Source organism: Enterobacter sp. CFEC122, from assembly GCF_052983755.1.
The window spans coordinates 13,679-39,604 of sequence record NZ_JBRIQR010000044.1 but is presented as its reverse complement, the minus strand read 5'-3'; the positions used below and the strand labels follow the sequence as shown (position 1 = coordinate 39,604).

General features: G+C 59.1%; 28 protein-coding genes. 8 read left to right on the top strand and 20 right to left on the bottom strand.

What is annotated here, in order from left to right:
* The first annotated feature begins 150 nt into the window (after nucleotides 1-150).
* Genes arnB through arnF form a run of 7 tightly spaced genes read left to right on the top strand, consistent with a single transcriptional unit; the run spans nucleotide 151 to nucleotide 7,517 of the window.
* The gene (gene arnB, locus ACVCAM_RS22455; RefSeq protein WP_320751177.1) at nucleotides 151-1,290 is read left to right on the top strand and encodes a UDP-4-amino-4-deoxy-L-arabinose aminotransferase; all 1,140 of its coding nucleotides are present in this window, start codon (nucleotides 151-153) and stop codon (nucleotides 1,288-1,290) included.
* A gap of 1 nt (nucleotide 1,291) precedes the next feature.
* Complete coding sequence (gene arnC / locus ACVCAM_RS22450) at nucleotides 1,292-2,275, top strand: undecaprenyl-phosphate 4-deoxy-4-formamido-L-arabinose transferase (protein WP_008503101.1); 984 nt, start codon at nucleotides 1,292-1,294, stop codon at nucleotides 2,273-2,275.
* A complete protein-coding gene (arnA, locus tag ACVCAM_RS22445; protein WP_059362391.1) occupies nucleotides 2,272-4,254 on the top strand; it encodes a bifunctional UDP-4-amino-4-deoxy-L-arabinose formyltransferase/UDP-glucuronic acid oxidase ArnA in 1,983 nt (660 codons plus the stop codon). Before arnC ends, arnA begins: the two co-directional genes overlap by 4 nt.
* Nucleotides 4,251-5,153, top strand: coding sequence for a 4-deoxy-4-formamido-L-arabinose-phosphoundecaprenol deformylase (arnD, locus tag ACVCAM_RS22440; protein ID WP_039267170.1), 903 nt, complete (start codon nucleotides 4,251-4,253; stop codon nucleotides 5,151-5,153). The genes arnA and arnD overlap by 4 nt, the downstream gene beginning before the upstream one ends.
* Nucleotides 5,150-6,805, top strand: coding sequence for a lipid IV(A) 4-amino-4-deoxy-L-arabinosyltransferase (arnT, locus tag ACVCAM_RS22435; protein ID WP_407223733.1), 1,656 nt, complete (start codon nucleotides 5,150-5,152; stop codon nucleotides 6,803-6,805). Before arnD ends, arnT begins: the two co-directional genes overlap by 4 nt.
* Nucleotides 6,805-7,140 carry a 4-amino-4-deoxy-L-arabinose-phosphoundecaprenol flippase subunit ArnE gene (gene arnE, locus ACVCAM_RS22430; protein WP_023294741.1) on the top strand — a complete coding sequence of 112 codons (336 nt, stop codon included), beginning with the start codon at nucleotides 6,805-6,807 and terminating at the stop codon, nucleotides 7,138-7,140. The genes arnT and arnE overlap by 1 nt, the downstream gene beginning before the upstream one ends.
* Nucleotides 7,137-7,517, top strand: a complete 381-nt coding sequence (arnF, locus tag ACVCAM_RS22425; protein WP_063616681.1) for a 4-amino-4-deoxy-L-arabinose-phosphoundecaprenol flippase subunit ArnF — start codon at nucleotides 7,137-7,139, stop codon at nucleotides 7,515-7,517. The genes arnE and arnF overlap by 4 nt, the downstream gene beginning before the upstream one ends.
* Here the strand turns inward: arnF and acpT are convergent.
* The 20 genes from acpT to ACVCAM_RS22325 form a co-directional block, all read right to left on the bottom strand.
* Nucleotides 7,474-8,082 carry a 4'-phosphopantetheinyl transferase AcpT gene (acpT, locus tag ACVCAM_RS22420; protein WP_407223732.1) on the bottom strand — a complete coding sequence of 203 codons (609 nt, stop codon included), beginning with the start codon at nucleotides 8,080-8,082 and terminating at the stop codon, nucleotides 7,474-7,476. The two genes, arnF and acpT, sit on opposite strands and share 44 nt — an antisense overlap.
* 2 nt (nucleotides 8,083-8,084) lie before the next feature.
* Nucleotides 8,085-9,314, bottom strand: a complete 1,230-nt coding sequence (locus tag ACVCAM_RS22415; RefSeq protein ID WP_306699703.1) for a beta-ketoacyl-ACP synthase — start codon at nucleotides 9,312-9,314, stop codon at nucleotides 8,085-8,087.
* On the bottom strand, nucleotides 9,311-10,042 hold the full coding sequence (locus tag ACVCAM_RS22410) for a 3-ketoacyl-ACP reductase FabG2 (protein WP_008503093.1): 732 nt from the start codon (nucleotides 10,040-10,042) through the stop codon (nucleotides 9,311-9,313). The genes ACVCAM_RS22415 and ACVCAM_RS22410 overlap by 4 nt, the downstream gene beginning before the upstream one ends.
* Entirely contained in the window at nucleotides 10,039-10,512 is a 474-nt protein-coding gene (locus ACVCAM_RS22405) for an ApeP family dehydratase (RefSeq protein ID WP_008503092.1), read from the bottom strand. The genes ACVCAM_RS22410 and ACVCAM_RS22405 overlap by 4 nt, the downstream gene beginning before the upstream one ends.
* Nucleotides 10,509-11,678, bottom strand: coding sequence for a beta-ketoacyl-[acyl-carrier-protein] synthase family protein (locus ACVCAM_RS22400; RefSeq protein ID WP_087449314.1), 1,170 nt, complete (start codon nucleotides 11,676-11,678; stop codon nucleotides 10,509-10,511). Before ACVCAM_RS22400 ends, ACVCAM_RS22405 begins: the two co-directional genes overlap by 4 nt.
* 1 nt (nucleotide 11,679) lies before the next feature.
* Entirely contained in the window at nucleotides 11,680-12,258 is a 579-nt protein-coding gene (locus tag ACVCAM_RS22395) for a DUF3261 domain-containing protein (RefSeq protein ID WP_008503090.1), read from the bottom strand.
* The gene (locus ACVCAM_RS22390) at nucleotides 12,255-14,579 is read right to left on the bottom strand and encodes an MMPL family transporter (protein ID WP_348581849.1); all 2,325 of its coding nucleotides are present in this window, start codon (nucleotides 14,577-14,579) and stop codon (nucleotides 12,255-12,257) included. The genes ACVCAM_RS22395 and ACVCAM_RS22390 overlap by 4 nt, the downstream gene beginning before the upstream one ends.
* The gene (locus ACVCAM_RS22385) at nucleotides 14,548-15,153 is read right to left on the bottom strand and encodes a LolA family protein (protein WP_348581847.1); all 606 of its coding nucleotides are present in this window, start codon (nucleotides 15,151-15,153) and stop codon (nucleotides 14,548-14,550) included. Before ACVCAM_RS22385 ends, ACVCAM_RS22390 begins: the two co-directional genes overlap by 32 nt.
* Nucleotides 15,150-15,572: an acyl-CoA thioesterase gene (locus ACVCAM_RS22380; RefSeq protein WP_021242171.1), complete on the bottom strand. Its 423-nt coding sequence runs from the start codon at nucleotides 15,570-15,572 to the stop codon at nucleotides 15,150-15,152. Before ACVCAM_RS22380 ends, ACVCAM_RS22385 begins: the two co-directional genes overlap by 4 nt.
* A gap of 3 nt (nucleotides 15,573-15,575) precedes the next feature.
* Nucleotides 15,576-17,267 (bottom strand): glycosyltransferase family 2 protein, encoded by a 1,692-nt coding sequence (locus tag ACVCAM_RS22375; protein ID WP_348581845.1) that lies wholly within the window; start codon nucleotides 17,265-17,267, stop codon nucleotides 15,576-15,578.
* Nucleotides 17,258-17,611 (bottom strand): ApeI family dehydratase, encoded by a 354-nt coding sequence (locus ACVCAM_RS22370; RefSeq protein WP_008503085.1) that lies wholly within the window; start codon nucleotides 17,609-17,611, stop codon nucleotides 17,258-17,260. The genes ACVCAM_RS22375 and ACVCAM_RS22370 overlap by 10 nt, the downstream gene beginning before the upstream one ends.
* Nucleotides 17,598-18,959, bottom strand: coding sequence for an acyl-CoA synthetase (locus tag ACVCAM_RS22365; RefSeq protein WP_039267163.1), 1,362 nt, complete (start codon nucleotides 18,957-18,959; stop codon nucleotides 17,598-17,600). The genes ACVCAM_RS22370 and ACVCAM_RS22365 overlap by 14 nt, the downstream gene beginning before the upstream one ends.
* Nucleotides 18,952-19,491, bottom strand: a complete 540-nt coding sequence (locus ACVCAM_RS22360) for a COG4648 family protein (protein ID WP_394853794.1) — start codon at nucleotides 19,489-19,491, stop codon at nucleotides 18,952-18,954. The genes ACVCAM_RS22365 and ACVCAM_RS22360 overlap by 8 nt, the downstream gene beginning before the upstream one ends.
* A gap of 54 nt (nucleotides 19,492-19,545) precedes the next feature.
* The gene (locus ACVCAM_RS22355; protein ID WP_008503082.1) at nucleotides 19,546-19,797 is read right to left on the bottom strand and encodes an acyl carrier protein; all 252 of its coding nucleotides are present in this window, start codon (nucleotides 19,795-19,797) and stop codon (nucleotides 19,546-19,548) included.
* 12 nt (nucleotides 19,798-19,809) lie between these two features.
* Nucleotides 19,810-20,067, bottom strand: coding sequence for a phosphopantetheine-binding protein (locus tag ACVCAM_RS22350; RefSeq protein ID WP_008503081.1), 258 nt, complete (start codon nucleotides 20,065-20,067; stop codon nucleotides 19,810-19,812).
* Complete coding sequence (locus ACVCAM_RS22345) at nucleotides 20,048-20,863, bottom strand: lysophospholipid acyltransferase family protein (protein ID WP_008503080.1); 816 nt, start codon at nucleotides 20,861-20,863, stop codon at nucleotides 20,048-20,050. Before ACVCAM_RS22345 ends, ACVCAM_RS22350 begins: the two co-directional genes overlap by 20 nt.
* Complete coding sequence (locus ACVCAM_RS22340; RefSeq protein WP_008503079.1) at nucleotides 20,860-21,582, bottom strand: beta-ketoacyl synthase chain length factor; 723 nt, start codon at nucleotides 21,580-21,582, stop codon at nucleotides 20,860-20,862. Before ACVCAM_RS22340 ends, ACVCAM_RS22345 begins: the two co-directional genes overlap by 4 nt.
* Nucleotides 21,583-21,650: 68 nt before the next feature.
* A complete protein-coding gene (locus tag ACVCAM_RS22335; RefSeq protein ID WP_008503077.1) occupies nucleotides 21,651-22,715 on the bottom strand; it encodes a class I SAM-dependent methyltransferase in 1,065 nt (354 codons plus the stop codon).
* 69 nt (nucleotides 22,716-22,784) lie between these two features.
* Entirely contained in the window at nucleotides 22,785-23,174 is a 390-nt protein-coding gene (locus ACVCAM_RS22330) for a hypothetical protein (RefSeq protein WP_008503076.1), read from the bottom strand.
* A 336-nt stretch (nucleotides 23,175-23,510) separates the two neighbouring features.
* The gene (locus ACVCAM_RS22325; RefSeq protein WP_008503075.1) at nucleotides 23,511-24,560 is read right to left on the bottom strand and encodes an AI-2E family transporter; all 1,050 of its coding nucleotides are present in this window, start codon (nucleotides 24,558-24,560) and stop codon (nucleotides 23,511-23,513) included.
* Nucleotides 24,561-24,705: 145 nt separating this feature from the next.
* On the opposite strand from ACVCAM_RS22325, the gene ACVCAM_RS22320 reads away from it, so the two are divergent.
* The gene (locus ACVCAM_RS22320; protein ID WP_407223731.1) at nucleotides 24,706-25,923 is read left to right on the top strand and encodes an MFS transporter; all 1,218 of its coding nucleotides are present in this window, start codon (nucleotides 24,706-24,708) and stop codon (nucleotides 25,921-25,923) included.
* The last annotated feature ends 3 nt before the right edge of the window (nucleotides 25,924-25,926 follow it).

Below are 25,926 nucleotides of genomic sequence, written 5' to 3'. Positions count from 1 at the left end.
CTAGTTGTCTTATAGCGTTGTAAACGCTGTCTTAATTTTTCCCTAAGGAAAGAGAGCTACTTTGATATGAGTTTATGGTTCGTTGAAATAAGCGGGCTGGCATTTGGTTAATATCAAAAACATGCCATTTTGATTGCAAGGAAATTAATAATGAGTGATTTTCTGCCTTTTTCGCGGCCGTCGATGGGCGCTGAGGAAATTGCGGCGCTTCAGGACGTTTTGATGTCGGGATGGATCACCACAGGGCCTAAGAATCAGCAACTTGAAGAGGCATTCTGTCAACTTACCGGGAATCAGCATGCGATTGCCGTCTGTTCCGCCACCGCGGGCATGCACGTTACGCTGATGGCGCTGGATATTGGCCCGGGCGATGAAGTTATTACCCCTTCCCAGACCTGGGTCTCCACGCTGAATATGATCGTATTGCTAGGCGCCACGCCGGTCATGATTGATGTGGATAAAGATACATTAATGGTGACGCCAGAAGCCGTGGAAGCCGCTATTACTCCGCGCACTAAAGCCATTATTCCCGTTCACTATGCCGGCGCGCCGTGTGATATCGACGCAATTCATGCCATCGGTGAACGTCACGGTATTCCGGTGATTGAAGATGCGGCCCATGCCGCCGGAACGTATTACAAAAACCGTCACGTGGGCTGGAAAGGAACGGCAATTTTCTCCTTCCACGCCATTAAAAACATGACCTGCGCGGAAGGCGGCCTGGTGGTCACCGATAACGCGCAGCTGGCACAGCGGATCCGCAGTCTGAAATTCCATGGCCTCGGCGTAGATGCCTATGATCGCCAGACGCACGGTCGCGCGCCGCAGGCGGAAGTGATCGCGCCGGGCTATAAATACAACCTGGCGGACATCAACGCCGCGCTGGCGCTGGTGCAGCTAGGCAAACTGAAAGAGGCCAACAGGCGCCGTGAGGAAATAGCGCAACGCTACCTGCGGGAGCTTGCCGATACGCCGTTCCAGCCGCTCACCATTCCATCATGGCCGCACGTGCACGCCTGGCATCTGTTTATTATTCGCGTGGATGAAGCGCGCTGCGGGATCTCACGCGACATCCTGATGGCGGCGCTGAAAGAGAAAGGCATCGGTACCGGCCTCCATTTCCGCGCGGCCCACACGCAAAAATACTACCGCGAGCGTTTTCCTGATGTATCGCTCCCGAATTCTGAATGGAATAGCGCGCGTATTTGTTCTCTCCCTCTTTTCCCGGACATGACTCATGACGACACAACCCGCGTCATTACCGCACTCCATCAGCTTGCAGGACATTGATATGTTCAGTGCACCGCCTGTACAAAAAGTATCCGTGGTCATCCCGGTTTATAACGAGCAGGAGAGCCTGCCCGAACTGATCCGCCGCACAACGGCCGCCTGCGACACGATGGGCAAGGCCTACGAAATTCTGCTGGTGGATGATGGCAGTAGCGATAATTCCGCGCTGATGATGACCGAAGCCGCGCAGGCCGAAGGCAGCCACATCGTTGCCGTGCTGCTCAACCGTAACTACGGCCAGCACTCGGCGATTATGGCGGGGTTTAGCCACGTCACGGGCGATCTGATCATCACCCTGGACGCGGACCTGCAAAACCCGCCGGAAGAGATCCCGCGCCTGGTGGCCAAAGCCGACGAAGGCTATGACGTGGTCGGCACGGTACGTCAGAACCGCCAGGACAGCCTGTTCCGCAAGCTGGCCTCGCGCACCATCAACCGTCTGATCCAGCGCACGACCGGTAAAGCGATGGGCGATTACGGCTGCATGCTGCGCGCCTACCGCCGCCATATCGTCGACGCCATGCTGCATTGCCATGAGCGCAGCACCTTCATTCCGATTCTGGCGAATACCTTTGCCCGTAAGGCAACGGAAATCCCGGTCCTGCACGCCGAGCGCGAGCACGGGGAGTCGAAGTACAGCTTTATGCGCCTCATCAACCTGATGTACGACCTCATTACCTGCCTGACCACCACGCCGCTGCGTCTGCTGAGCGTGTTCGGCAGCATCATCGCCGTGGCCGGTTTCGCGCTGTCCGTTCTGCTGGTGGTACTGCGCCTGGTCTTTGGCCCGCAGTGGGCGGCGGAAGGGGTCTTTATGCTCTTTGCCGTGCTGTTTATGTTCATCGGCGCCCAGTTTGTCGGGATGGGGCTCCTCGGTGAATACATTGGCCGTATTTATAACGATGTTCGCGCGCGTCCGCGCTACTTTATTCAACGTGTTGTCCGTCAGGAACACAAAGCATCTCAAGAGGAAATTCACCCATGAAAGCTGTTGTATTTGCCTATCACGATATGGGGTGCACGGGCACGCAGGCCCTGCTGGAAGCGGGCTATGACATTGCGGCAATCTTTACCCATCCGGACACGGCCGGAGAGAACAACTTTTTCGGCTCCGTGGCGCGTATCGCCGCCGAGCGTGGAATTCCGGTTTATGCGCCGGACGACGTCAACCACCCGCTGTGGGTGGAGCGCATTCGCGCCCTCGCGCCTGACGTCATCTTCTCGTTTTACTATCGCAACCTGCTCTCCGACGAGATCTTAGGCCTGGCTGCAAAAGGCGCCTTTAATCTTCATGGTTCTCTGCTGCCTGCCTACCGTGGCCGCGCCCCGCTGAACTGGGTGCTGGTGAACGGTGAAACGGAAACGGGCGTGACGCTGCACCGCATGGTACGCCGTGCGGATGCGGGCGCTATCGTGGCGCAGCAGAAGGTTGCTATTGATGCGGACGATACCGCGCTGCAGCTGCATCAAAAGCTGAACGCGACGGCACAGACGCTGCTGCGCGATGCGCTGCCGGGCATCCTTAACGGCACCTTCAGCGAAACCGCACAGGACGAGAGCAAGGCAAGCTGCTTTGGCCGCCGCGCGCCGGAAGATGGTCGTCTGGACTGGAACAAACCGGCCCGCCAGCTGCACAACCTGGTGCGCGCCGTGACCGACCCGTGGCCGGGCGCCTACAGCTTTGCGGGCGTCAGCAAGTTCATCGTCTGGAAATCCCGCGTGCGTGACGACATTCCGGCGGCAAAACCGGGCACCGTCGTCTCCGTCTCCCCGCTGATTGTGAGCTGCGGCGAGCAGGCGCTGGAGATCGTTACCGGCCAAACCGACAACGGTCTGTACGTTCAGGGCACCCAGCTGGCGCAGTCGCTGGGGCTGGTGGCCGGGGCGCTGATCACCAGCGCGCCGGTGGTGGCCATCAAACGCCGTACCCGCGTGCTGATCCTCGGCGTGAACGGCTTTATCGGTAACCACCTGACCGAACGTCTGCTCAAAGACGATAACTACGAAATCTACGGCCTGGATATTGGCGCGGATGCGATCAGCCGTTTCCTCGACAACCCGCGCTTCCACTTCGTGGAAGGGGATATCAGCATCCACTCCGAGTGGATTGAATACCACATTAAAAAATGCGACGTGGTGCTGCCGCTGGTCGCTATTGCCACGCCAATCGAGTACACCCGTAACCCGCTGCGCGTGTTCGAGCTGGACTTCGAAGAGAACCTGAAGATCATCCGCGACTGCGTGAAATACGACAAGCGCATCATCTTCCCGTCCACCTCTGAAGTGTACGGCATGTGTACCGATAAGAACTTCGATGAAGACACCTCCAACCTGGTGGTCGGGCCGATCAACAAGCAGCGCTGGATTTACTCCGTCTCCAAACAGCTGCTGGACCGCGTGATTTGGGCCTACGGTGAGAAAGAGGGCCTGCGCTTTACCCTGTTCCGTCCGTTCAACTGGATGGGTCCGCGTCTGGATAACCTGAACGCAGCGCGTATCGGCAGCTCCCGTGCGATCACCCAGCTGATCCTGAACCTGGTGGAAGGCTCGCCAATCAAGCTTATCGAAGGCGGGAAACAGAAACGCTGCTTTACGGATATCAGCGACGGTATCGAAGCGCTGTTCCGCATCATCGAAAACAAAGATAATCGCTGCATCGGTGAAATCATTAACATCGGCAACCCGGACAACGAAGCGAGCATTCGCGAGCTGGCCGAGATGCTGCTGGCCAGCTTTGAGCGCCACCCGCTGCGCGATAAATTCCCGCCGTTTGCCGGCTTCCGCGAAGTGGAAAGCAGCAGCTACTACGGTAAAGGGTATCAGGACGTTGAGCACCGTAAGCCAAGCATTCGCAATGCGAAGCGCTGCCTGAACTGGACGCCGACGGTGAAGATGGAACAGACCATTGATGAAACGCTTGATTTCTTCCTGCGCACCGTGGAGCTGTCGGAACAGGTCTCATGAAAAAAGTCGGTTTACGCATTGATGTCGACACCTTCAGGGGAACGCGTGACGGCGTACCCAAACTGCTGGAACTGCTGAGCAAGCACGGCGTGCGCTCCAGCATTTTCTTCAGCGTGGGGCCTGACAACATGGGACGCCATTTATGGCGTCTGGTTAAACCGGCATTTCTGTTCAAAATGCTGCGCTCGCGCGCAGCATCCCTCTACGGCTGGGATATTTTGCTGGCCGGCACCGCCTGGCCCGGCAGACGCATCGGCGCGGGTAATGAAGCGGTTATCCGTGAGGCGGCACAGCATCATGAGGTGGGTCTGCACGCCTGGGATCACCATGCCTGGCAAGCCTGGGCGGGCGTCTGGGATATCCCGCGCCTGTCCCGTGAGGTCGAGCGTGGGATGCTGGAGCTGGAGGCCATTATCGGTCAGCCCGTGTGCTGCTCCGCCGTGGCGGGATGGCGTGCGGATCAGCGCGTCGTGAAGGCCAAAGAAGCCTTTGCGTTTCGCTACAACAGCGATTGCCGCGGAACCGAGCCCTTTTTGCCGCTGTTGGGCGAAAATCGCTACGGTACGGTGCAAATTCCGGTCACGCTTCCCACCTGGGATGAAGTGGTCGGGCGCGAGGTCAAAGCTGATGAGTTCAATCGCTACATCCTGGACCGCATTCATCGTGACGCCGGTACGCCGGTGTATACCATCCATGCCGAAGTGGAAGGGATTGCGTATCAGCATGATTTCGACGAACTGCTGACGATGGCCGCTCAGGAAGGCATTGCGTTTTGCCCGTTAAGCGAGCTGCTGCCAGACGACCTCAGCACCCTGCCCGTGGGCAAAGTGGTCCGCAATGAACTGGCTGGCCGGGAAGGCTGGCTTGGCTATCAACAAACCGTGAGTCCGGTCCAATGAAAACAGCCCGTTATGGCTTAGCGCTTCTCGCACTGTTTATCGTTTACTACCTCATCCCGGTTGATATCCGCCTGCTTTGGCAGCCTGATGAAACGCGCTATGCGGAAATCAGCCGCGAAATGCTGGCCTCCGGAGACTGGGTTGTCCCGCATTTTTTGGGGCTGCGTTACTTTGAAAAGCCGATTGCCGGCTACTGGATCAACAGCATCGGGCAGATGCTGTTCGGGCACACGAACCTCGCCGTGCGCGCCGGGTCTATCTTCTCCACCGGTGTAGCGGCGCTGCTGGTCATCTGGATGGCCTGGCGTCTCTGGCGGGATAAGCGGACAGCCATTTTCTCCGGCCTGATCTTCCTGACCCTGTTCTTGGTGTATGGCATCGGCACGTATGCGGTGCTGGATCCCATCATCACCCTGTGGCTGGTGGCGGCGATGTGCAGCTTCTGGCTGGCGTCACAGGCCCAGACCGTTGCCGGAAAAGCGGGCGGCTATGTGCTGCTTGGGCTGGCCTGCGGGATGGGGGTGATGACCAAAGGCTTCCTGGCGCTGGCGGTACCGGTGATTGGCGTGCTGCCGTGGGTGATCGCCCAGAAGCGCTGGAAAGAGGTGCTGATTTTTGGCTGGCTCGCGATCCTGAGCTGCGTGCTGATTGTTCTGCCATGGGGGCTGGCGATTGCGCAGCGTGAGCCTGACTTCTGGCGTTACTTCTTCTGGGTTGAGCATATTCAGCGTTTTGCCCAGAGCGACGCGCAGCACAAAGCCCCGTTCTGGTACTACGTGCCGTTCCTGATCGCGGGTAGCCTGCCGTGGCTGGCGCTGCTGCCCGGCGCGTTCCGTCTCGGCTGGAATGACAGACAAAACGCGGGCGGCGGGTTCTATCTGCTGGGATGGGTGATAATGCCGCTGCTGTTCTTCAGCATCGCCAAAGGCAAGCTGCCGACCTATATCCTGCCGTGCTTTGCCCCGCTGGCGATCCTGATGGCGCGCTATGCCTGCCTCGCGGCGGAGAAGGGCGCCAGAGCGTTACGCATTAACGGCGGGATCAACCTGGCGTTTGGCGTTATCGGCATGGTGGCGGCGCTGGTGGTCTCACCGTGGGGGCTGGCTAAGCATCCGGTCTGGTCCTCGGTTGAACTGTATAAAGTGTTCTGCGCGGTGGTCGCGTTCCTCATCTGGGCCGCGGTCGGCTGGTTTACGCTCAGGCAGAGTCAGCAGCGCTGGTGGCTTGCGGCGCTCTGCCCTGCGGGCCTGGCGCTGCTGATCGGTTTTGCCATTCCTAACCTGGTGGTGGATTCCAAACAGCCGCAGTCGCTGGTCGACACCGTGCGCGAGCCGCTTCAGGACAGCCGATTTGTCTTGGCCAATAACGTGGGCCTGGCCGCTGGCCTGGCGTGGGAGCTGAAGCGCAATGACATCACGCTGTTTGGTCAGAGTGGCGAACTGCGCTACGGGCTGGATTATCCTGATGTGAAAGATCGTTTTGTCGGTAAAGATGACTTCGCGCAGTGGCTGGCTGAGCACCGTCAGCAGGGACGCGTATCGCTGGTGATTCTGCTGTCAAAACGCGATGACCTTTCGCGGGCGAATCTGCCAGAACCGGACAGCCTGTATATCCAGGGCCGTCTGGCCTACCTGCAGTATCTGCCGAAGTGATGACCTGGATCTGGCTGATACTGGCAAGCCTGCTCAGCTGTGCAGGACAGCTGTGCCAGAAACAGGCTACCCGTCCGGCGAAAGCCGGGCGGCGTGGCGTGCATATCGCGCTATGGCTTGGCCTGGCTCTGCTGGCGCTGGGCAGCGGGATGCTGGTCTGGCTGGTGGTGCTGCAGCGCCTGCCTGTCGGCATTGCCTACCCTATGCTGAGCCTCAATTTTGTCTGGGTGACGCTGGCGGCGAAGGTATTCTGGCGTGAAAACGTCGCCTTGCATCACTGGCTGGGGGTGGGGTTGATCATCATTGGGATTGTTATCCTGGGAGGGAGCCTGTGAAAGGGGCGTTCTGGGCCTTATGCAGCGTGCTGTTAGTCAGCGCCGCGCAGCTGCTGCTGCGCGAGGCCATGCAGGCTCTGCCTCCGGTCAGCGAGCTTCTGACGTTTATTTCCGCGCTGTGGCACGTCTCGTCCGGCACGGGCGCGCTGCTGCTGGGGTTGATGGGGTATGTGGCTTCTATGGGCTGCTGGTACCTGGCGCTGCATCGCATGGCGCTCAGCAAAGCGTATGCCTTGCTGAGTCTTAGCTATATCCTGGTGTGGGGCGCCGCGATCCTGCTGCCGGGCTGGGGAGAAAGCTTCTCCTGGCACGGGCTGGTCGGCGTCGTGTTTATTATGTTGGGTGTACTGGTGATTTTCCTGCCCCGACGTGGATAATCGACTCGGTGGTCAGGGTGTAAGGGGTCGACGTACAAACGGCCAGGCTGAGTGAGCCGATCTGCACCTGGCTGACCGAGTGCGACGGCGCCGTGCTGTCGATGCTGACAATCTGCCAGGCGCTACCGCCACGCTGTTTGATGATTGCCTCTTTTCGCGTCCAGATACGCCAGAAGGCGGCAAGCCGTTCCTCTGGCGCTTCGCGCTCAAGCTCATCATGCTCCGTCATGCTGAAGACGGCATTCGCCAACCCCTGCCAGTTCTTCCTGGGGCGAATCACTTCGATATCACAGCCGACTTCGCCTTCATCGCTCATCAGCAAGGCGATATCGTCACCGCTGTGGCTCAGGTTGAACCACAGCGGATGGCCCTCCGCAAAGGCCGGTTTCCCCTGCTCGCCGTAAATAATGTCGGGGAGCGGATGAGGGGATAACGCTCTGGCGAGCAGCATCCTGCCAGCCAGCCATGAGGCATTGCGAGCACCCTGAGGTGCACTGTCTGCGAGCGTTGACGCCAGCGGGTCCGCGCAAAGGGTGGATATTTTTCCCAGTACAAACTGGTACATAGTTACGCCCAGCGTTTAATGATAATCGAGGTGTTGATGCCGCCAAACGCGAAGTTATTGCTCTGCAGGTACTCGCAATCGATCTGGCGGGCTTCTCCCATAATATAATCTAAAGAACCACATTGCTCATCCGGTTGCCTTAAATTGAGTGTCGGGGCAAACCAGCCTTCACGCATCATCTGTAAACTCATCCATGCTTCCAGCGCGCCGCAGGCTCCGAGCGTGTGGCCAAAATAGCTCTTCAGCGATGAAATCGGCACGTTGTCACCATAGATAGCTGCAGTGGCCTGGCTTTCAGCAATATCACCGCGATCGGTGGCAGTACCGTGTGCGGAGATATACCCCATATCCAGGGCGCTTAGTCCCGCCATGGCCAGCGACTGCTCCATACAAATCTGCATGGTTTCACGCTGAGGCTGGGTGATATGGGCCGCATCACAGTTAGTGGCAAAACCCACGATTTCGCCGTAGATAGTGGCTCCGCGCGCTTTGGCATGCTCCAGCTCTTCGAGTATCAGGGTGCCCGCGCCTTCCCCAATCACCAGACCATCGCGCTGCGTATCAAATGGCGAAGGGGTGGTTTTGGGTTCATCGTTACGCTGGCTGGTGGCAAACAGCGTGTCAAACACCGCCGCTTCAGACGGACACAGCTCCTCAGCGCCCCCCGCAACCATAACGGTCTGATAGCCGTGGCGAATCGCCTCCCAGGCGTAGCCAATTGCCTGGCTGCCGGACGTACAGGCGCTTGAGGTCGGGATGACGCGGCCACGTAATCCGAAGAACAGTCCGGTATTCACCGCGGTGGTGTGCGGCATCATCTGCACGTAGGTTGTGCCGGTGATGTTATTGGTGTGCTTTTCGGTGAGCATAGTGGCGAATTCGCTGACGGGCCCGGTACTGCCTGTGGATGAGCCATACGCGATACCCGTTTGCCCATTGGTGAGCACCGCCTCGCCAATCAGCCCCGCCTGCTCCAGCGCCAGCTCGGTGGCGCGGGTCGACATCAACGACACGCGGCCCATGGCGCGGATCCGTTTGCGGGTATAATGTTCCGGCAGCGTGAAGTCATCAATCGGCGCGCCCAGCAGGGTGTGCAGGCCATCATAGACCTGCCACTCCGGCATTTTACGCACCGCGTTTTCATACGCCAGCAGCCTGCTGGACACGGATTGCCAGTTTTCGCCAAAGGCGGTCACGCCGCCCATGCCCGTAATCACCACGCGACGCGTCATAGCATTCCTCCGTTAATGGAAATGACCTGGCGGGTGACGTAACCCGCAATATCTGACATCAGATAGCTTGCCAGCCCGGCGACCTCCTCAGCCTGGCCCATGCGTTTCATTGGAATGATGGACATCGCTTCTTTCAGCGCGGCCTCTTCCATTTCAATCATTCCGGTATCAATCAGCCCCGGCGCAATGCAGTTCACGGTGATTTTGCGTTTTGCCAGCTCAATCGCCAGCGCTTTGGTGGCACCGATAATGCCCGCTTTTGCCGCGCTGTAGTTCACCTGCCCGCGGTTACCCATCACGCCGGACACGGACGATAGGGTGATAATGCGTCCCCCTTTACGGGTGCCAATCATCGGCATAATGCAGGGGTGAATGACGTTATAAAAACTGTCGAGATTGGTGTGGATCACGCTGTCCCAGTCGTCTTCACTCAATGCCGGAAAGGCGCCATCGCGGGTGATACCCGCGTTGCTGACCACGCCATACCATGCGCCATGGGCTTCAATGTCCTGTTCCAGCACCTCGCGGCACTGTTCGCGGTTGCCCACATCAAACGAGAGTAAACGGCCGTTGCCGCCCGCCTGCGTGATGGCGTCCAGCGTCTCCTGCGCGCCTGCGGCATCACGATGGTAATGTACGCCTACGGTAAACCCGTCGGCGGCAAGCTGGCGGGCGATGGCGCGCCCTATGCCTTTGCTGGCCCCGGTGACCAGTACGGAACGACTCATGCGTTAGATCCCTGATTAAAAAGTGAGGTTAATTCTTCTGCGCTTGGCTGGAAGGTGTTGACCCGGCCCGTGGCCAGCGTCTCTTCATTAGCGGAAATTGCGCATTCAAAACTGCCGAAGCGTTCGTCCTGCATCAGCAGCTTAACGGTGATGTCCAGCGTCAAGCCTGCGGCGAAACGCCCGCTGGCGCAGATCAGTTCACGCGCGCCGAGCACCATGCCCAGCGCAATATGCTCCTGCCCCTGCTGCTGGCGATGCCAGCCGGACCAGACGCCGACGGTCTGCGCCATCAGCTCGAGCGCGTACCAGCCCGGCAGGTCGCCGTCGGCATTCAGAAAGGGTGCCAGCACGCTTTGTCTGTCTATCGCGACGCGGCATACCGCCATGTCGTCCGTCACATTCTCAACGGACTCCAGCAGCATCATGGGCGCATCGTGCGGCAAATAGGCTTCGGGTGATAAGTAGCTCATGACGCTCTCCCCAGCAGAATGCTGGCGTTGTTGCCGCCAAAAGCGAACGAGTTAGACAGAATGACCGGCTTTGTCAGCGCGGTGCGCTGGTGCAGCAGACCGCACGGTGCCAGCGTGTCGTCCGGTGCGTAGCGGGCGAAGTCCTGCGGCGGTAAGGGCAGATCGCGCGTCAGAATCAGCCAGCTCAGGGCCGCTTCGGTGATACCGGCAGCGCCCAGCGTATGGCCGGTAAGGTGTTTAGTAGAGCTACAGGGTACGCTTTCCCCAAAGAGATCGTGTACCACCTGCGATTCAATCTGATCGTTAAGCGGCGTGGCCGTGCCGTGCAGGTTGATGTAGCCGATATCCTCCGGCTGCATACCCGCTTCGTTGAGCGCCTGCGTGATGGCCCTGATCGCCCCTTCGCCCTGCGGATGCGGAGCGGAGATATGGTACGCATCGCTGGATTCCCCCGTCCCGAGCAGCGCCACGTCCGCGGGCTCACGGCTAAGCACCATCAGCGCGGCGGCTTCACCGATGGTGATCCCCCGACGGTCGCGACCAAAAGGCTCGCAGAGCGTAGGGGAGAAGGATTCAAGGCTGTTAAACCCGTTGACGGGCATCCGGCTCAGGGTATCTGCTCCGCCAACAATCGCGATGTCCACCAGCCCGGCTTCAATCAGACGTTTGCCGCCGATCATCGCCCGCGCGCTGGAAGAGCAGGCTGTCGAGATCGTATAGGCCGGGCCTTCGAGCTGAAGCCAGTTGGCGAGGAAGCGGGACGGATCGCCGAGCTCCTGCTGCGGGTACTGCCAGTGCGTGCTCGCTTCGCCATGGGTCATGCGCTGCACGTGCTCATCGCCTTCATCCAGCCCAGAGGTGCTGGTCCCCAGCACCACGGCCACCCGATCGCGGCCGACGCGGGCGATAGCCTCGTCGACGGTCGACTGAATCTGCGCCAGCGCGGCCAGCAGAAGCTGGTTGTTGCGGGTGCGGTGTGCGGACAGCGTTTCCGGGATGGGCGGCAGTTCGCCTTCCACACCGCCCAGCACGGCGTCGGGTGAACCCTGTAACCAGCCGGTTCGGGCATGCATACCCGGCGCTGCGCCCGTCACCAGGTTAGCAGCGATTTCATCATGCGAGTTGCCCAGCGCGTTGACCATGCCAACAGCGGAAATATAAATCATCTCAGTCACCCAGATATTGAATGGTGATGTGGTATTTAAAAACGTGTTGCTCGATGCTGATCGGCTCGCGCTTGCCTTTACGCTGCAGGTAGACAATCTCCGTCACCAGCTTGCCGCTGGCGTTACGCAGTTCGCGCCGATCGCCCGTGTCAGTCAGCGTCCAGCCCTTCGGCAACTGCGGCTGCCAGGCGCTAATCGGCCAGTGGCTGAGCATCACGTCGGCCAGCACCTGGCTGGCGGGCGGCAACTGCGGCACAACGATCGACTGCTCGGTATGAATACCGGTCTCATCGTACGTCGCCAGGAACAGACGAATGCCCACGGAAGAGAGCCCGGCCAGCGTCACTTTATGCGCATCCGCGTTGAGCATCACCAGCAGGGACTGCGTTTGCCCGTTAAAGCTGCCGGTCAGCAGCTGCTGGGAGCTTACCGCCGGGCTAATGCCGGGCGGTGGGAGCGTAACGCGGGTTCCCGGCTGGAGCCAGGCCTGGGGACGCGTCTCTTGGGTATCGGTCGAATGGCTGCAGCCTGCCAGCAGCAGCGCCGCGGTTAGCGCGACGGCGCGGTAAAAAGCGTTCATTTACGTTTTCTCTCTTTCTTATCCGGCATCGCCAGCGGCGCCAGCAGGAAGGCGGTAAAAATACCGCTCACCAGCACGATACCAAAGCTGCTAATGGCCTGCGTGGCGCTGAAGACGAGCATGCCCAGCGTCAGCAGCGTGGTCATCATCGCCAGCGTAATCGCCAGCATCGAGGTCAGCGGCGTGCCGCGCGGGTTGCTGAAAAACAGCGTGTAGTTAATGCCAATGCCGAGCACCAGCACCAGCGCCAGCAGTGAAAACAGGTTTACCGGGTGGCCCGTTGCGGCCAGTACCGCCAGCCCGCAGCTCAGCGACAGCACGGACGGCACCAGGCTTATCAGCCCCTTACGCCAGCCGAGGCGCACCATCGCCCCGCAGGCAATCACCGCCAGCGCGGCAAACAGGAGCCCCGTCAGCAGCGTGCGGTAGAGGGCAAACAGGGTGTCAAAACTGGCTTTGCGATCGACCCAGACGACACCGTCATGGCGCGCGGCCAGCTCGCCGAGGGCCGCGCTGTTTTTTGCGCCGTCCACCGGCACGAGCACGCCGCTTTGACCGTCGGGCAGGGTCAGCCAGAGCAGACGCCAGCCTTCGCTGGCCGGGCTTTTAAGCCACGCGTCCACGCTGACCGGCATGGCGTCCAGATTCGGGGAGACGGCGTTGAGCCCTGCGCTTTTCAGCACGTTCGTTACCGCAGGCGCGGCGTTTTGCAGCAGCGTAAGATCGCTTTTCTGACGGGCCAGTGAGTTCAGCGGCAGGGTGCGCCAGCGGGTCATTTCTCCCGCTTTCTGCGCCTCTGCCAGCGCCGGGGTAAAGGCTTCCAGCCGCTCCAGCGTTTGCTGAGGCGAAGCGCCATGAACCACAAACCATTTCTGATCCACGCTCTGTCCGGTCAGGGCGGTAATGGCCTTCTCCTGCGCCAGAATATCTTTCGGCAACGCCTGCAGCTGGGCGATGTCGTCGTCCACCTTCAGCGTGCTTATTCCCACGGCGGAGACCAGCGCCAGCGCGACGGGAAGACCAATTGACAGTTTTTTACTGCGTCGCCAGGCGGCCAGCCAGCGCAGCATCAGGACCATAAAGGGAACCGGGCGCACCGGCAAACCCCGGCACAACCACGGATGCCAGAAAATCACCGTCAGGCAGGAGGCGCTCAGCCCCACGGCAGCGAACACCGCCATCTGGCGGATCCCGGGGAAGGGGGCCAGCATCATAATCAGGTAGGCGGCGACGGTCGTCAGCAGCGCCAGCAGCAGCGCATTGCGAACTTTGGCCAGGCTTTGCCAGGGAGAATGCTCCGCGCCGTGTACCATCCGTTCGGTCAGGTAGTAAAGCGTGTAGTCTGCCGAAATTCCGATGATGCTCATGCTCATCACCAGCGTCATCAGGTGCAGCTCGCCAAAGAGCAGCAGCGTCACCACCGTCCCCGCCAGCGCGCCGATGGCAATGGAGAGCACGCTCAGCAGCAGCGGGCGCAGAGAGCGGAACACCGCCACGATGAGCAGGAACACGCCAAGCAGGGTGGCGATACCCAGCGTCGAAACATCACGTTTGGCCTGCTGGCTGGCGTAATCGCTGTAGAACACGGTCCCGCGGGAAAGCAGCTGTGCCTGAGGGTAGCGGGCTTTCAGCGTCTCCTGCAGCGCGTTAAGCGTCGCCACAAGCCGGTGGGTCTGCTGCATATCAAATGATGAGCCCGCCAGCTCGCCGTGGAGCAGATACCAGTAGTTTCCCGCCTCATCTTTTGCGACCAGCCAGCCGTCCATCAGCCGCAGCTTCTGGCCGTTTTGCGCCAGAGCGAGCTGCGAGCCGCGCATCAGCATCAGGGGATCGTTTTGCAGCTCTTTGCCGCTGACGCCGGAAAAGGCCGAAAAGAGCTGAGATAAAATCCACTGCGCCTGCGCTTCTCCGCCGTTTTGCAGGCGGGCGCGGGTGGCGGGGTCAATCAGGCCATTTCGGTGCTGCCAGAAGAACTCTCCCCAGGCCTTTTGCCCGGCGGCGTCCATCGGGCCTTTGACCTCGCTGAGCGAATCAGTGCTTTGCAGCAGCGCCAGCCACTGCTGTGCCACGCGCGGATCCGGCTCTTTGCCGGGGCTGACCAGCCAGACCAGCTGGCGGTCGAGACGCTGCATAAACCCGTCGTTGAGCGCCGGCGGGATCGCCCCCAGCGTCTGCTTCGGCAGCATGGCCAGCACGCTGCTGTTCAGTCGCGCGCCGGGCAGAAGCGACAGCAACACGCCCAGCAGAATCAGGCATAGCGTGGCCCACAGCAGCGCCGGGCGCAGGGATTTACGGTGCGGCAAAGCGTTGGCGTTCGTCATCGGTCAGGCTGGCGGGCGTCAGTTGGTGGCGAGAAAGGGCGATATCGGTACGGTCGCCCTGTTTGTCGTTGAGGCGAATCGTTTCCAGATAGGTCGCGCCGCCCAGATCGAGGGTGGCGAAAATCTTGTCCAGCGGCGTCGTTTTTGGCGTAAGCACCAGCGACCAGCGGCCCGCTCCCAGGTCTTTAAAATCGATGCGGAAGTTCTCTTCCAGCACCTTGCGGTCCGCCTGGAACAGGGCGCGCAGAAGATGGTTGAACTGGAACATCTGCGGATTATTGTCGGCAGTGATGGTTTGCGGCGGCTGGCCGTTAATCGCCTGAACCATCCGCTTGTCGTCCAGCAGGAGCGTCATCGGAAACGGCGCTTTTTGATCCCACAGCAGGCCGCTGTCGCGGGCGATCAGCATCTCGCCCTGCGAGCGCAGCGGCTGCGGCATATCTTTTATCGTGCGAACCTGTTCGAAGTGCGCGCGCACCACGGGCTGCTCGGTGAAGTGCTGCTGCAGCTCATCCAGCGTCACGGCGCTGACCAGCGGGCTGACGATCAGCGCCAGTAAAGGCAACCATTTCATGGTGATACTCCCATACGTTCAAACAGTATTGCCGGGCTTACAAAGCACATTTCGCGGGTCGCTTCTTCCACCGCCACCTGAATGGTGTAACCGGTGGTCGTGCGTTTGCCGGTCTGCGCATCGAAAATTTGATAGGCAATGCGCAGGCGGTTTTCATACTCTTCAATGTGCGCGCGGACGCGAATACGCTGCTCAAAGGTCACCGCATCGCGGTATTTCACCCGGGTGTCGACGACGGGCCAGACGTAGCCGGAGGCCTTCATCTGGCGATAGCCATAATCGAACTGATTGAGCAGCGCCTCGCGGGCGATCTCAAAGTAGCGGAAATAGTTACCGTGCCAGACCACGCCCATCATATCGACGTCGTGGAACGGAACGGTGATCTCGACTTCAGTCGTAAAGCGGGGATCGGTCAGCACCCTTTACTCCTTCTCACTGGACTCTGGCAGATGCCAGAAATCGAAAAAATTAAACCAGTCGAGCGGCGACATGAGGGCGTAATGTTCCAGCCGCTGCGCATAGCGATCGACGGTATCTTGCAGTGCCTGCTGGCGTTCACCGCGCGGCAGGCGCAGCGGGTCGGCAAACGGCTCGCAGTGCAGGACGAGCTTACCCTGCTGGCGCAGGGCGAAAATCAGCACCACCGGGCAGCGGAGGATGGAGGCCAGGATAAACGGCCCCTGTGGGAACGGTGCAGGCTGGCCCATGAATCGGCTCCAGATCACGCGCCATTCGCCGCCGCGCTGCGGATTCACCGCGATGCGATCCCCCACAATCGCGACCCATTCACCGCGCTCAAGCTTCTCTTTGATGGCAATGGCGGTGTCCGGGCCGATGTCGGTGACCGACATCAAATTCACGCCAGCTTCGGGCGCCATTTCGCTCATGATTTGCTTAAAGCGCTGGGCGTTCTCGCTGAAAACCAGGGCGTTGATGATTTTACTGCCTTCCAGCTGAGCCAGGGCCCGGCAGGCCTCTACGTCGCCAAGGTGCGAGGCCAGCAGCAGTTTGCCCTGTGGAGCCGCGATGTTTAACGCTTCGCTCGCGCCGGGGGCAAAGACAATATCGCGATGAAGCTTCAGTTCGCCGCGCCAGCTGGCGACTTTATCCAGCATCGCGTTGCCGAAGCGCATGAAATGGAAAAAGCTGTTAAGCCGTGAGGGAACAGACATGCTCCGCTGACGCAGTTCTTGCTTCACTCTCGCCATCCACTGCCGCGAGGCCTGCCGCGCCGGACGCGCGATAAGCCAGTACACGCCGATAACCGGCCACAACAGCACGGTAAAGGCCCGCCGCCCCAGTAGTTCCCAGACGCGCAGCATCAGGCGCATCCCACACAGACCCTTGACCTCGTCCTGCTGCGCCCAGTGCTGGCGGCGTCGACGGAAAAGCAGGCCGGGCATGCGGGGCAGCATGCCGAAGAAGAGCCGGGTATGCATCAGGGAGATCCGCACGTTATCTTTTAGCGCGTCGAAGTGGGACAAACCGTCCTGCGGATAGGTCACGCGCGTGGGCAGAAAGACGCTGGTGTTGCCCTGCCAGTAGAGACGAACCATCACTTCGGTGTCAAAGTCCATCCGCTTGCCGAGCGGTTCGCGCGCTGCCAGCCGCAGCGTGGGTGAAACCGGATAGACCCGAAAGCCGCACATGCTGTCTTTAAGCTGCAGCGATAAGGTTTCAATCCATACCCAGACGTGGGTGATCCAGCGCCCGTAAAGTCGGGAGCGCGGAATAGAGTCATCGTAAATGGGCTGGCCGGAAATCAGCGCGTCCGGGTGGCGCTCCGCCAGCGCCAGCAGTTTGGGGATATCTTCGATGGCGTGTTGACCGTCCGCATCCACCTGCACGGCGTGGGTGTAGCCCGTCCGCGCGCACTCCTCCAGCCCTCTGATGACCGCGGCACCTTTTCCGGCGTTTTGCGCCAGACGAACCAGCGACATCTGCGGCTGCTCCGCCGCCAGGCGCTCAAGCTCCTGACGGGTGACTGCGTCGCTGCCGTCATCCACCACCAGGCACGGCAGGCCGAACGGCGCGAGACGTGACAGCACGCTGGCAATCATCGCGCCGTGGTTGTAGCACGGGATCAGCACGCAGGGACGAAAGATTACTGACATAGACGAATTTTCCCGCTGCTGGCGGTGTGGCGCTCAGCCCCGGCATGGCGTTGATAGCTGAAGGTCAGCATCTGACGTTCGGCATGCCACTCAAGCATCAGCGTCACCGTGGTTTCCGGCAGCAGGGGTGCCTGAAACTTCACGTTTTGAATGCTGTGAAAGCGATAGCCCGGTGCCAGTAACGTCGTGGCGTAGTGCATCACCCAGTCAAGCTGCGCAACGCCGGGCAGCAGCGGTTGTACGGCGAAATGGCCCTGAAACCAGAACAGCGTTGCGTCGAGATGCAAAACGATCTCCAGCTTCTCCGGCTGTGTCTGGTGGCGCTCAATTTCATGAATTTTCATGAAATAACTCCTCTAACTGCGCATAGACACGCTTGTTCATACTGTTTACCGGCATTTCATCAACGATGCGCCAGTAGCGCGGCACCGCGACAGGTTCAAGCCACGGCAGCAGGGCGCGACGCCAGGCGAACTCCTGCGCTTTTTTATCCTGCACATACCCGCGCTGACGGGCCGTTTCATCCAGAACCAGCAGGGCGCCAATCCCCTGACGACCCCCGCGCGTGACCGGCAGGGCGGCCGCTTCGCAAATACCGTCGAGCTCCAGCAGGCGGCGTTCGATCTCGTTAAGCGAGATGCGTTTTTCTTCAATTTTGACCACTCGCCCGCGGCGACCGGCGATGCTGAAAAGCCCCTCGCTGTCGAAGTGCAGGATATCGTCGAGCTGGAGCCCTTCTGGCTCATGGATCAGTGGCGACGTAACGCGACAGGCGTCATCTTCCTGATGGAAGATCACGCCGGGGAACGGTAGCCAGGGCACGTTATCCTCCTGACGATGGCGCCAGGCGAGGATCCCGGTTTCGGTACTGCCATAAATTTCATCCGGCCAAAGGTTAAGCCAGCCGGAGGTGGTCGAGACATCACGCCAGGGCAGCATTCCACCTGCTGAAATCAGCATCCTGACGGGCGGCGCGGCAAGCTCGGTATCCAGGCGCTTCAGGAACGCCGGGCTGCTGATAAACAGGTATTGCCTGTCAGGAGGCAGAGCGGCCAGTTGTTCTGCGTAATAGAGCATCGCGGCATGCAGCGGCAGGCCCAGCGCCATCGGCAAGACGATACGGAATGTCAGGCCATACAGATGTTGCGGTACGACCGAGGCCACAATGCTGCATCCGGCCAGACGCTCACCAAAGCGGTTAGCCAGCAGGCGGGCTTCGCGATCCAGACTGACGATGTGCTTAACCACCCGGCGCGGCGTGCCCGTGGAGCCTGAGGTGAACAGTTCAACGAAGCGGTTTTCGTCAATGATCGGCAGAGGCACCCAGTGGCTGGCTGTCTGGTGGCTGGAGGCCACCACAATCTGTTTCCCATGAAAACCAAGCGTTCGATCGCTCAGAACGCCGCTAAACAAAGATTGCTGTTCTTCAAGCTGCGAGACGCGGCTATGGCCGGGAATGACCGGTGTTTTACCGGCGTGCAGCGAGGCCAGCAGCGCAACAATAAACAGGTAGCTGTTTTCAAAGCACAGCGCCCAGCGCTCGCCTTCCTGCTGACGCAGGGTCTCGACCAGTAAGGTTACGTCGTGGCGCAACTGGCCCAGCGTCCAGGTACGATCGTCAAGCCAGGCAACAGGCGTGTCGTCAGGGCGCGGCGCATTTAACCACTGGCCCAGCGGAAGGGGGTTAGTCATTGTGCATCTCTTTTTTTATCACCCGCTGGCGCACCAGCCACTCTGCTGCCATCAGCATCCCCATCAGGATGTAAGCCACCATACCGTTCCATAGCGTCCACAGATGCATGTCGCCGTGGAGGACGGTAAACAGCGCTATCGTGCCGTTGCCGACGAAAAAACCGCACCAGACGAGGGTCACCTTACGGGTATAGCGCACGCCCTCCGGGGGCAAGTTTGGCTCGCGCAAGCGCGCCAGTCGTTCGACAAGCGGCATCGCTGTCCACAGCGAACCGCCAAACACGGCCAGCATGACAAGGTTGACGACCACCGGGTAGAGCAGCAGCCACTGGTGGGCTTTCAGCAGGTAGCTTGCCGTGCAGAGGGCGATCCCCGCCAGCGCCACGCACTGCACCACATACCGCATCGGGCTTGTGTTCCGCTGCGCCTGACGCAGCCGCAGCAGTAACACCAGAGCCATCACGGGTAATAGCCACTGCAGGCTGTTATGCGCCAGCCCAAATCCAATCAGGAAGGGCCACGCCAGCAGCATCAACCCCGTCAGAAGTGGGATGATCGGGAATGTCCGTCCGCCGCGCACGACGTCTTACTCTTCGCGCAGAAGCTGTTCGACGGCGTCTACCACATCCTGAACGGTACGAACCGATTTGAAGGTTTCCGGCTTGATTTTCTTGCCCGTTTTCTTCTGCAGATGAACAATCATGTCCACCGCATCAATGCTGTCCAGCTCCAGGTCTTCGTAAAGACGGGCTTCAGGGGTAATATCCTGCGGGTCGATTTCAAACAGTCGGGTCAGAAGGCCACAGACTTCCTGATAAATGGTTTCTTGTTCGGTCATCGTGATCACATCTCAGGCGCGTTGAGCGTTGATAAAGGACGCCAGCGTGGCGACGGAAAAGAAGTGCTGGCGCATCTCTTCGCTTTCAGCGGAAAGCACCACCCCATACTGGTTTTTCACGGCCAGACCCAGTTCCAGCGCGTCGATAGAGTCGAGACCCAGCCCATCGCCAAACAGCGCGGCATCGGTATCAATATCCTCTGCGGTAAGCTCGTCCAGATTCAGCGTGGTGATAATGAGATTCTTAATTTCAAGATAAAGCGCTTGCATCATTAATTCCTGACAAAGATTGAAGGCCTGATGTTAATCGATGCTGTAGATGCCGGTTTAACTGCCTTGCCGCCAGCGCCGGTTCTTGTTCATTTGCATCGTAAAATTCGTCGATGTTCACGCGGTCGCGGACATCCACGGTGAAGACAGGTTTTTCTGGCGGCACATCATACCAGCGACTTTTTTTATCCAGCAGATGTTCGCTACAGTGGATCAGCACCACCCGCAGATCGCTGTTACAGCGCACGGCGATATTTGCTGCGCCGCGCTGGAGGGAAATAGCTTCACCAGACCGGGTACGTGTGCCTTCCGGGAAGATTAACAGCGTGTCGCCCTGAGCCAGACGCTGCTGGCTTGCAGCCAGCAGAGGCTCGGCTTCGCTGTTAATGAGGTAATCCGCCGCGCGGATGACGCCGCTGACAAACGGATTGCGCAGCAGCGCGCTTTTCACCAGACAGTCGGTTTCTGGCATCACCGATGCCAGAATCACGTAGTCAATTAACGTGGGGTGGTTAGCCACCACCAGACAACCCCGATCGTTGCGCAGGGCGTCAAGATTGTGAATGCGATAGTCCAGTACCCCGAGGCCACGGGCAACGGTCAGGAAGAAGCGGAAGCTGGCCGCAATGCTGCGCCGCGCAAGGCGACGGCGGTTGGTGCGGTCGCGCTGGACGATCAGCAGCAGGTTGAACCATACCAGTGACAGCAGCAGCCCGCCCACGCCAAACAGCACGAAGCAGAATCCGGTCATCACCAGACGCCATAACCAGTTAATTCGGGCAGTCAGGCGGTTCATGCGCGCGTCCATTGCCACAGCAAACGTTCGCCGGGTACCACAAACTGGCGTGCCTCGCTGAGATAGCGTTGCAGGAAGACCAGGCTTTGCGGAAGGGCGGGTTCATCCCCCGTGCTGCCGCTGCGGGTTTCACACTGCAATTCCTTGCCGGATTCAATCACCAGCGCCAGCGCGTAGGGCCAGGTGGGCATCTGGTGCGGTAACGCCGGGTGGTAAAATTCCGGCAGTGCGCCGTCAAAATCGACCAGCAAGACGCGGGAGTAGCCCGCCTGCAGCAGGCTCAGGACTTCACATAATGCCTGCTGGAAGGTGTCCAGCCCGGCAGAAATGGATGACGAGACGATAGCCTGGCGTGCGGTAATCGTGAGATTGCCCACCGCTGAGTTGTGCACGGACATGGCGAAGTCGGTAGGCGATACGGATTGCCCCGTCGCCAGAGCATGCAGAATACGGTAGTTGCGCTCCAGCTCGCCGTGGCGGCTGGAATAGACGACGGCATCAATGGCGTGGTGTTGCAGCATAGCGAGACCAATGTCCACCGCCAGCTTACTGCCTGAATTGAGGCGGCGCGCGGTCATCATGGGTAAAGCGGTCAGCCGGGGAAGCGGGGCCGCTGGATCGACGGGCAGCTGCAGGCGTGACCACGCCTGCCACTCTGTGGCATCGCTGAGTCCTGGGGCTCTCGCCTGCCAGTCGATAATGTTCAGTGAAAATTTCATCTACGCGCGTCCGCGAAAAAAAACCGTATTCAAAGGGCAGACCTGGCCACCCGGGCAGCTAAGCTGCTCTATTGTTCACGTTTGGTGCATATCAGCAGGGTATGACCGACCCCAAGGTTATCCAGACGCTGTTCAACGCTGAAACCTGCGCTCTCCAGGTAACGATAAAACGCCTCTACGCTGTAAAACCGGCTATTGCCATTCGCCATACAGGTGAAATAGAGCGAGGTGGCATTCAGGCTGAAAGAGGCCGCTTCAAACTTCTGGGCATCCCAGAAAAGCTCCATGATGCACAAACGTGCGCCTGGCTTCATGACCTGTGCGACGCGCGTCAGCATGGCGACAATCTGATCCGGAGAGAAACAATCCAGAAACTGGCTCATCCACCAGACGTCGGCTTCACCCGGCAAGGCTGCTGGGCTAAGCATATCGACAGCATGGAATCCAATACGATGAGAAAAACCTGCTTTTGCGATGTTTTCCTGCGCCAGCGCTATCTGCTGCGGCAGGTCGAGGATCGTCACGGCAACATTTTCGTCATAGCGGCAGCAGCGTAACGCCCATTTACCCGTATTTCCGCCCACATCGTACAATTTTGTCGGCGAGCTTGCGAATATATATGGCAAAGCGGCGTCAAACGCGGCGTCGGAATAGTAATGATCAAAGGCGAACCAGCTCTCTTTCGCCTGAGCCGGTAATTGGGATAATGCCGGATAGATGGTTGGCCAGTTGCCAAACACCGCTAAGCCCGCAGGTTTTTCCTCCTTCAGGGCGTCCGCCAGGTGAAATAGCCCTTTGTAACAAACGTCCTGAGTGAAATCCATATTTACGCGGGTCATTTCATCGTGCAGTAAAAAGTGGCCCACTTTCGCCAGAAAATAACGTCCATGCTGTTGGGTAACGATCCGCCCGCTTAATCCCATATCCAGCAGTACGCTGACGCCATAGCTGCCGAGCGTGCTGTGTTCGGTTATTTCCTCGAGGCTGGCACCCTCTTTACCTTGTTTATCGAGCCAGGCGAGAATGCCTGAGTTACGCAGACAAAGCGCGGTCTGAAATAACATCGGAGCAAAAGCGATGCGTTGCGCTTCGGTAATGGCATCCAGTGCGCTGAGCGTATCCTTTTCGTACATTGCTGCGTAACCTTTCAGGGCAAGAAATAAGGGTTATCGGGCCAAATGCGGCCCGACTTTAGAAAAATATTACAGTGCGGCGCCCGCGGAGAGGTTCAGCTGAATATCGTGGTCGAGGTTATTCACCCAACGGTTATAATTTTTGTGAATTTTACCGTCAGCCGCTTTCAGGTTCATACTGCTTTCGTAGTTAATGGAATAGCTTGTGGCGGAATAAGGAATACGAACGTCGACCGAGTGGTCGCGCGCCTGCAGACGACCTTTGATAACGCCCGGACCGGCTTCCGTCATGATCCAGTCACGTTTTTGTCCTGCTTTCAAAATCGCTGTTTTTACCTGGTCGGCGGTATGACCCGCGCTCACAGTAGAGTGAACCTGAGCGATTGGGGCAGTACGCGCACAGCCTGCCAGTGCGCCAACGAATACGGCGGCAGCACACCATTTAACGATCTTTTTCATCAACAACTCCATATCAATAATAACAATTAAAGGTAGTGGTTTTTACAAATAATATTCATCCGGCGTTTCTTTTGTGCCAGATGTTTTTTTAATCAATATTAAGGTTTGCATTACGTTGACGCGAAGGCGGGCATAATAACATGGAAAATAATTAACAATTTCATTTTTTTTAATTTGCGTTAAATCATGATTTGCGTTTCAACGTAATGCGACCGACGTAAACAAAAACAGAATTAATATTTCCTTAACGCAAATAAAAATACCGCGACAGGTTATGAACGCGGTAATTTAAGGCGGATTATTGCCGGTTTAAACCTACCTATACAGGTAGGTCAGCTACCCAGGCAACCTGCTTTTCGGCCTTCCCGGCCCGAGCAAAATGGCCAGCTTGCTGCCGCCTTTGGTGGTCTCCATCCAGATCTTACACACGCTGGTCAGGGGGACCGAGAGCAGCATACCGACCGGGCCCAGCAGCCATCCCCAAACCAGTAAGGATAAAAAGACGACCAGCGTCGACATGCCGAGCCGGTGCCCCATCATGCGTGGTTCGAGAATATTGCCCAGCACCATGTGCACGACGAGGAATAACGCGCCGACCAGCATACATTCGTAGAAACCGTTAAACAGAAACGCCTGAATCATTGGCGGCACGGCGGAAAGCACCGCGCCAATGTTGGGCACGTAGTTCAGCAGAAACGCCAGCACGCCCCACATCAGCGCGAACTGCACGTTCATCAGCATCAGCCCCAGCCAGACGATGATCCCGGTCCAGACGCTCAGCAGCGTTTTCAGCGCCAGATATTTAGAGACGCCCTTCAGCGCCCGGTGTAAGCCAGCAATGTGAATTTGTGGGTTATTCAGTGCAAAGCGCAGCTTATAGGGGACGTGACGGACTTCAAAGAGCATAAACACCACCGTCATGACCAGCAGCAGAATGCTGGCCATCGCGCCGGAAAGCCCCGTCATTAAGGTGGTGGCGTAGGTCATGACCTTCTCGGAGTCCATCCTGCGCAGCATCCGTTCGGGTGAGATATGCAGATTAAGGAAGGGCACCATCTCCTGGAGTGCGACGATCTTACGCGTCAGCTCTTTGTTGTACTGCGGCAGCATGGTGGAGAATTCACTCAGCGAGGCCGCCAGCACGCCGAAGAGCGCCGTCAGGGCAATCAGCATCACGATGACGACGATAGTGATGGCTACCGGGCGGCTAACGCCCCGGCGCAGAAACCAGGTGACCAAAGGATTAAGCACAATGGCAAAAAAGAGCGCCAGCAGGAGCTGAACTATGATGTCGGCGGCCGCATGGATACCCGCAAGGATAACCACCAGACAGGCGAGTTTTAATAAGATGTGGAGTCCTGCTTTGTCGGACGGGTTAGCGATCATGCGCGTTCCTTAATGTGATGACCCGGTAAGTGTAGTGCCCGGGCCTCGCTTCGTCTGGCACCGTTAATCTGAAAGTCGCTGCTGATTTTCTTATTGGGGCGTGGTAATAGTGAAACACTGTTGTAAAAAATCCAGGTAGAACCCCATGCCCGAACCTGCCGCTGAACCGGCACTGAGCGGACTGCGCCTCAATCTGCGCATCGTTTCCGTTGTGATTTTTAACTTTGCCAGCTATCTCACCATCGGCCTGCCGCTGGCGGTTCTGCCGGGCTATGTCCATGACGTCATGGGCTTCAGTGCCTTCTGGGCGGGGCTGGTGATTAGCCTGCAGTATTTCGCCACGCTCCTGAGCCGCCCACATGCCGGGCGCTACGCGGACACGTTCGGTCCAAAAAGCATCGTGGTGGTGGGATTGTGCGGCTGCTTCCTCAGTGGCCTGAGCTACCTGCTGGCCGCCTCAGCCAGCCACTGGCCGCTGGTCAGCCTGGCGCTGCTCTGCCTGGGCCGCGTCATCCTCGGTATCGGGCAAAGCCTGGCGGGAACCGGCTCGACGCTCTGGGGCGTGGGGGTTGTCGGGACGCCACACATTGGTCGGGTGATCTCCTGGAACGGGATTGTCACCTACGGCGCGATGGCGCTCGGCGCGCCGCTTGGCGTGGCCTGCTATGCGTTTGGCGGGCTGTATGGACTGTCGCTCACCATTATGGCGGTCGCGCTTTTGGCGATACTGTTTGCGCTGCCGCGCCCGACAGTGAAGGCCAGCAAGGGCAAGCCGCTGCCGTTCCGGGCGGTGCTCGGGCGGGTCTGGCCATACGGGATGGCACTGGCGCTGGCGACCACCGGCTTCGGGGTCATCGCCACCTTCATTACCCTGTTCTATGACGCCAAAGGCTGGGACGGCGCGGCCTTTGCGTTAACCCTGTTCAGCTGTGCGTTTGTTGGTGCGCGCCTGCTTTTCCCTAACGGCATCAACCGTCTTGGCGGGCTGAACGTGGCGACGATCTGCTTTGCGGTAGAGATTGTCGGGCTGCTGTTGACCGGCGTAGCCAGCGCGCCCTGGATGGCGAAAATGGGCGTATTTCTCGCGGGAGCCGGTTTTTCACTGGTCTTCCCGGCGCTGGGCGTGGTCGCGGTAAAAGCGGTACCGCAGCAGAATCAGGGCGCAGCGCTGGCGACCTATACGGTATTTATGGATATGTCGTTAGGCATTACCGGCCCGCTGGCGGGACTGGTGATGGCCCGGGCGGGGGTGCCGGTGATCTATCTTGCCGCGGCGGGTCTGGTCATGATGGCATTGCTGCTGACGTGGCGGCTAAAAAAAAGGCCCCCGGCGCAGGCACCGGAGGCCACGTCATCATCGTGAAAC

Bases quoted from the DNA above. Each gene is read 5' to 3' on its own strand.
- arnT (WP_407223733.1), top strand. From the start codon at position 5,150: ATGAAAACAGCCCGTTATGGCTTAGCGCTTCTCGCACTGTTTATCGTT.
- ACVCAM_RS22400 (WP_087449314.1), bottom strand. From the start codon at position 11,678: ATGATTTATATTTCCGCTGTTGGCATGGTCAACGCGCTGGGCAACTCG.
- ACVCAM_RS22355 (WP_008503082.1), bottom strand. From the start codon at position 19,797: ATGACCGAACAAGAAACCATTTATCAGGAAGTCTGTGGCCTTCTGACC.
- ACVCAM_RS22415 (WP_306699703.1), bottom strand. From the start codon at position 9,314: ATGACGCGTCGCGTGGTGATTACGGGCATGGGCGGCGTGACCGCCTTT.
- ACVCAM_RS22340 (WP_008503079.1), bottom strand. From the start codon at position 21,582: ATGAAATTTTCACTGAACATTATCGACTGGCAGGCGAGAGCCCCAGGA.
- arnA (WP_059362391.1), top strand. From the start codon at position 2,272: ATGAAAGCTGTTGTATTTGCCTATCACGATATGGGGTGCACGGGCACG.
- ACVCAM_RS22325 (WP_008503075.1), bottom strand. From the start codon at position 24,560: ATGATCGCTAACCCGTCCGACAAAGCAGGACTCCACATCTTATTAAAA.
- arnE (WP_023294741.1), top strand. From the start codon at position 6,805: ATGACCTGGATCTGGCTGATACTGGCAAGCCTGCTCAGCTGTGCAGGA.
- arnB (WP_320751177.1), top strand. From the start codon at position 151: ATGAGTGATTTTCTGCCTTTTTCGCGGCCGTCGATGGGCGCTGAGGAA.
- ACVCAM_RS22390 (WP_348581849.1), bottom strand. From the start codon at position 14,579: ATGACGAACGCCAACGCTTTGCCGCACCGTAAATCCCTGCGCCCGGCG.
- ACVCAM_RS22365 (WP_039267163.1), bottom strand. From the start codon at position 18,959: ATGACTAACCCCCTTCCGCTGGGCCAGTGGTTAAATGCGCCGCGCCCT.
- ACVCAM_RS22335 (WP_008503077.1), bottom strand. From the start codon at position 22,715: ATGTACGAAAAGGATACGCTCAGCGCACTGGATGCCATTACCGAAGCG.
- ACVCAM_RS22405 (WP_008503092.1), bottom strand. From the start codon at position 10,512: ATGAGCTACTTATCACCCGAAGCCTATTTGCCGCACGATGCGCCCATG.
- ACVCAM_RS22370 (WP_008503085.1), bottom strand. From the start codon at position 17,611: ATGAAAATTCATGAAATTGAGCGCCACCAGACACAGCCGGAGAAGCTG.
- ACVCAM_RS22375 (WP_348581845.1), bottom strand. From the start codon at position 17,267: ATGTCAGTAATCTTTCGTCCCTGCGTGCTGATCCCGTGCTACAACCAC.
- acpT (WP_407223732.1), bottom strand. From the start codon at position 8,082: ATGTACCAGTTTGTACTGGGAAAAATATCCACCCTTTGCGCGGACCCG.
- ACVCAM_RS22385 (WP_348581847.1), bottom strand. From the start codon at position 15,153: ATGAAATGGTTGCCTTTACTGGCGCTGATCGTCAGCCCGCTGGTCAGC.
- ACVCAM_RS22345 (WP_008503080.1), bottom strand. From the start codon at position 20,863: ATGAACCGCCTGACTGCCCGAATTAACTGGTTATGGCGTCTGGTGATG.
- ACVCAM_RS22360 (WP_394853794.1), bottom strand. From the start codon at position 19,491: ATGCTGCTGGCGTGGCCCTTCCTGATTGGATTTGGGCTGGCGCATAAC.
- arnD (WP_039267170.1), top strand. From the start codon at position 4,251: ATGAAAAAAGTCGGTTTACGCATTGATGTCGACACCTTCAGGGGAACG.
- ACVCAM_RS22320 (WP_407223731.1), top strand. From the start codon at position 24,706: ATGCCCGAACCTGCCGCTGAACCGGCACTGAGCGGACTGCGCCTCAAT.
- arnC (WP_008503101.1), top strand. From the start codon at position 1,292: ATGTTCAGTGCACCGCCTGTACAAAAAGTATCCGTGGTCATCCCGGTT.
- ACVCAM_RS22330 (WP_008503076.1), bottom strand. From the start codon at position 23,174: ATGAAAAAGATCGTTAAATGGTGTGCTGCCGCCGTATTCGTTGGCGCA.
- ACVCAM_RS22395 (WP_008503090.1), bottom strand. From the start codon at position 12,258: ATGAACGCTTTTTACCGCGCCGTCGCGCTAACCGCGGCGCTGCTGCTG.
- ACVCAM_RS22350 (WP_008503081.1), bottom strand. From the start codon at position 20,067: ATGCAAGCGCTTTATCTTGAAATTAAGAATCTCATTATCACCACGCTG.
- ACVCAM_RS22410 (WP_008503093.1), bottom strand. From the start codon at position 10,042: ATGAGTCGTTCCGTACTGGTCACCGGGGCCAGCAAAGGCATAGGGCGC.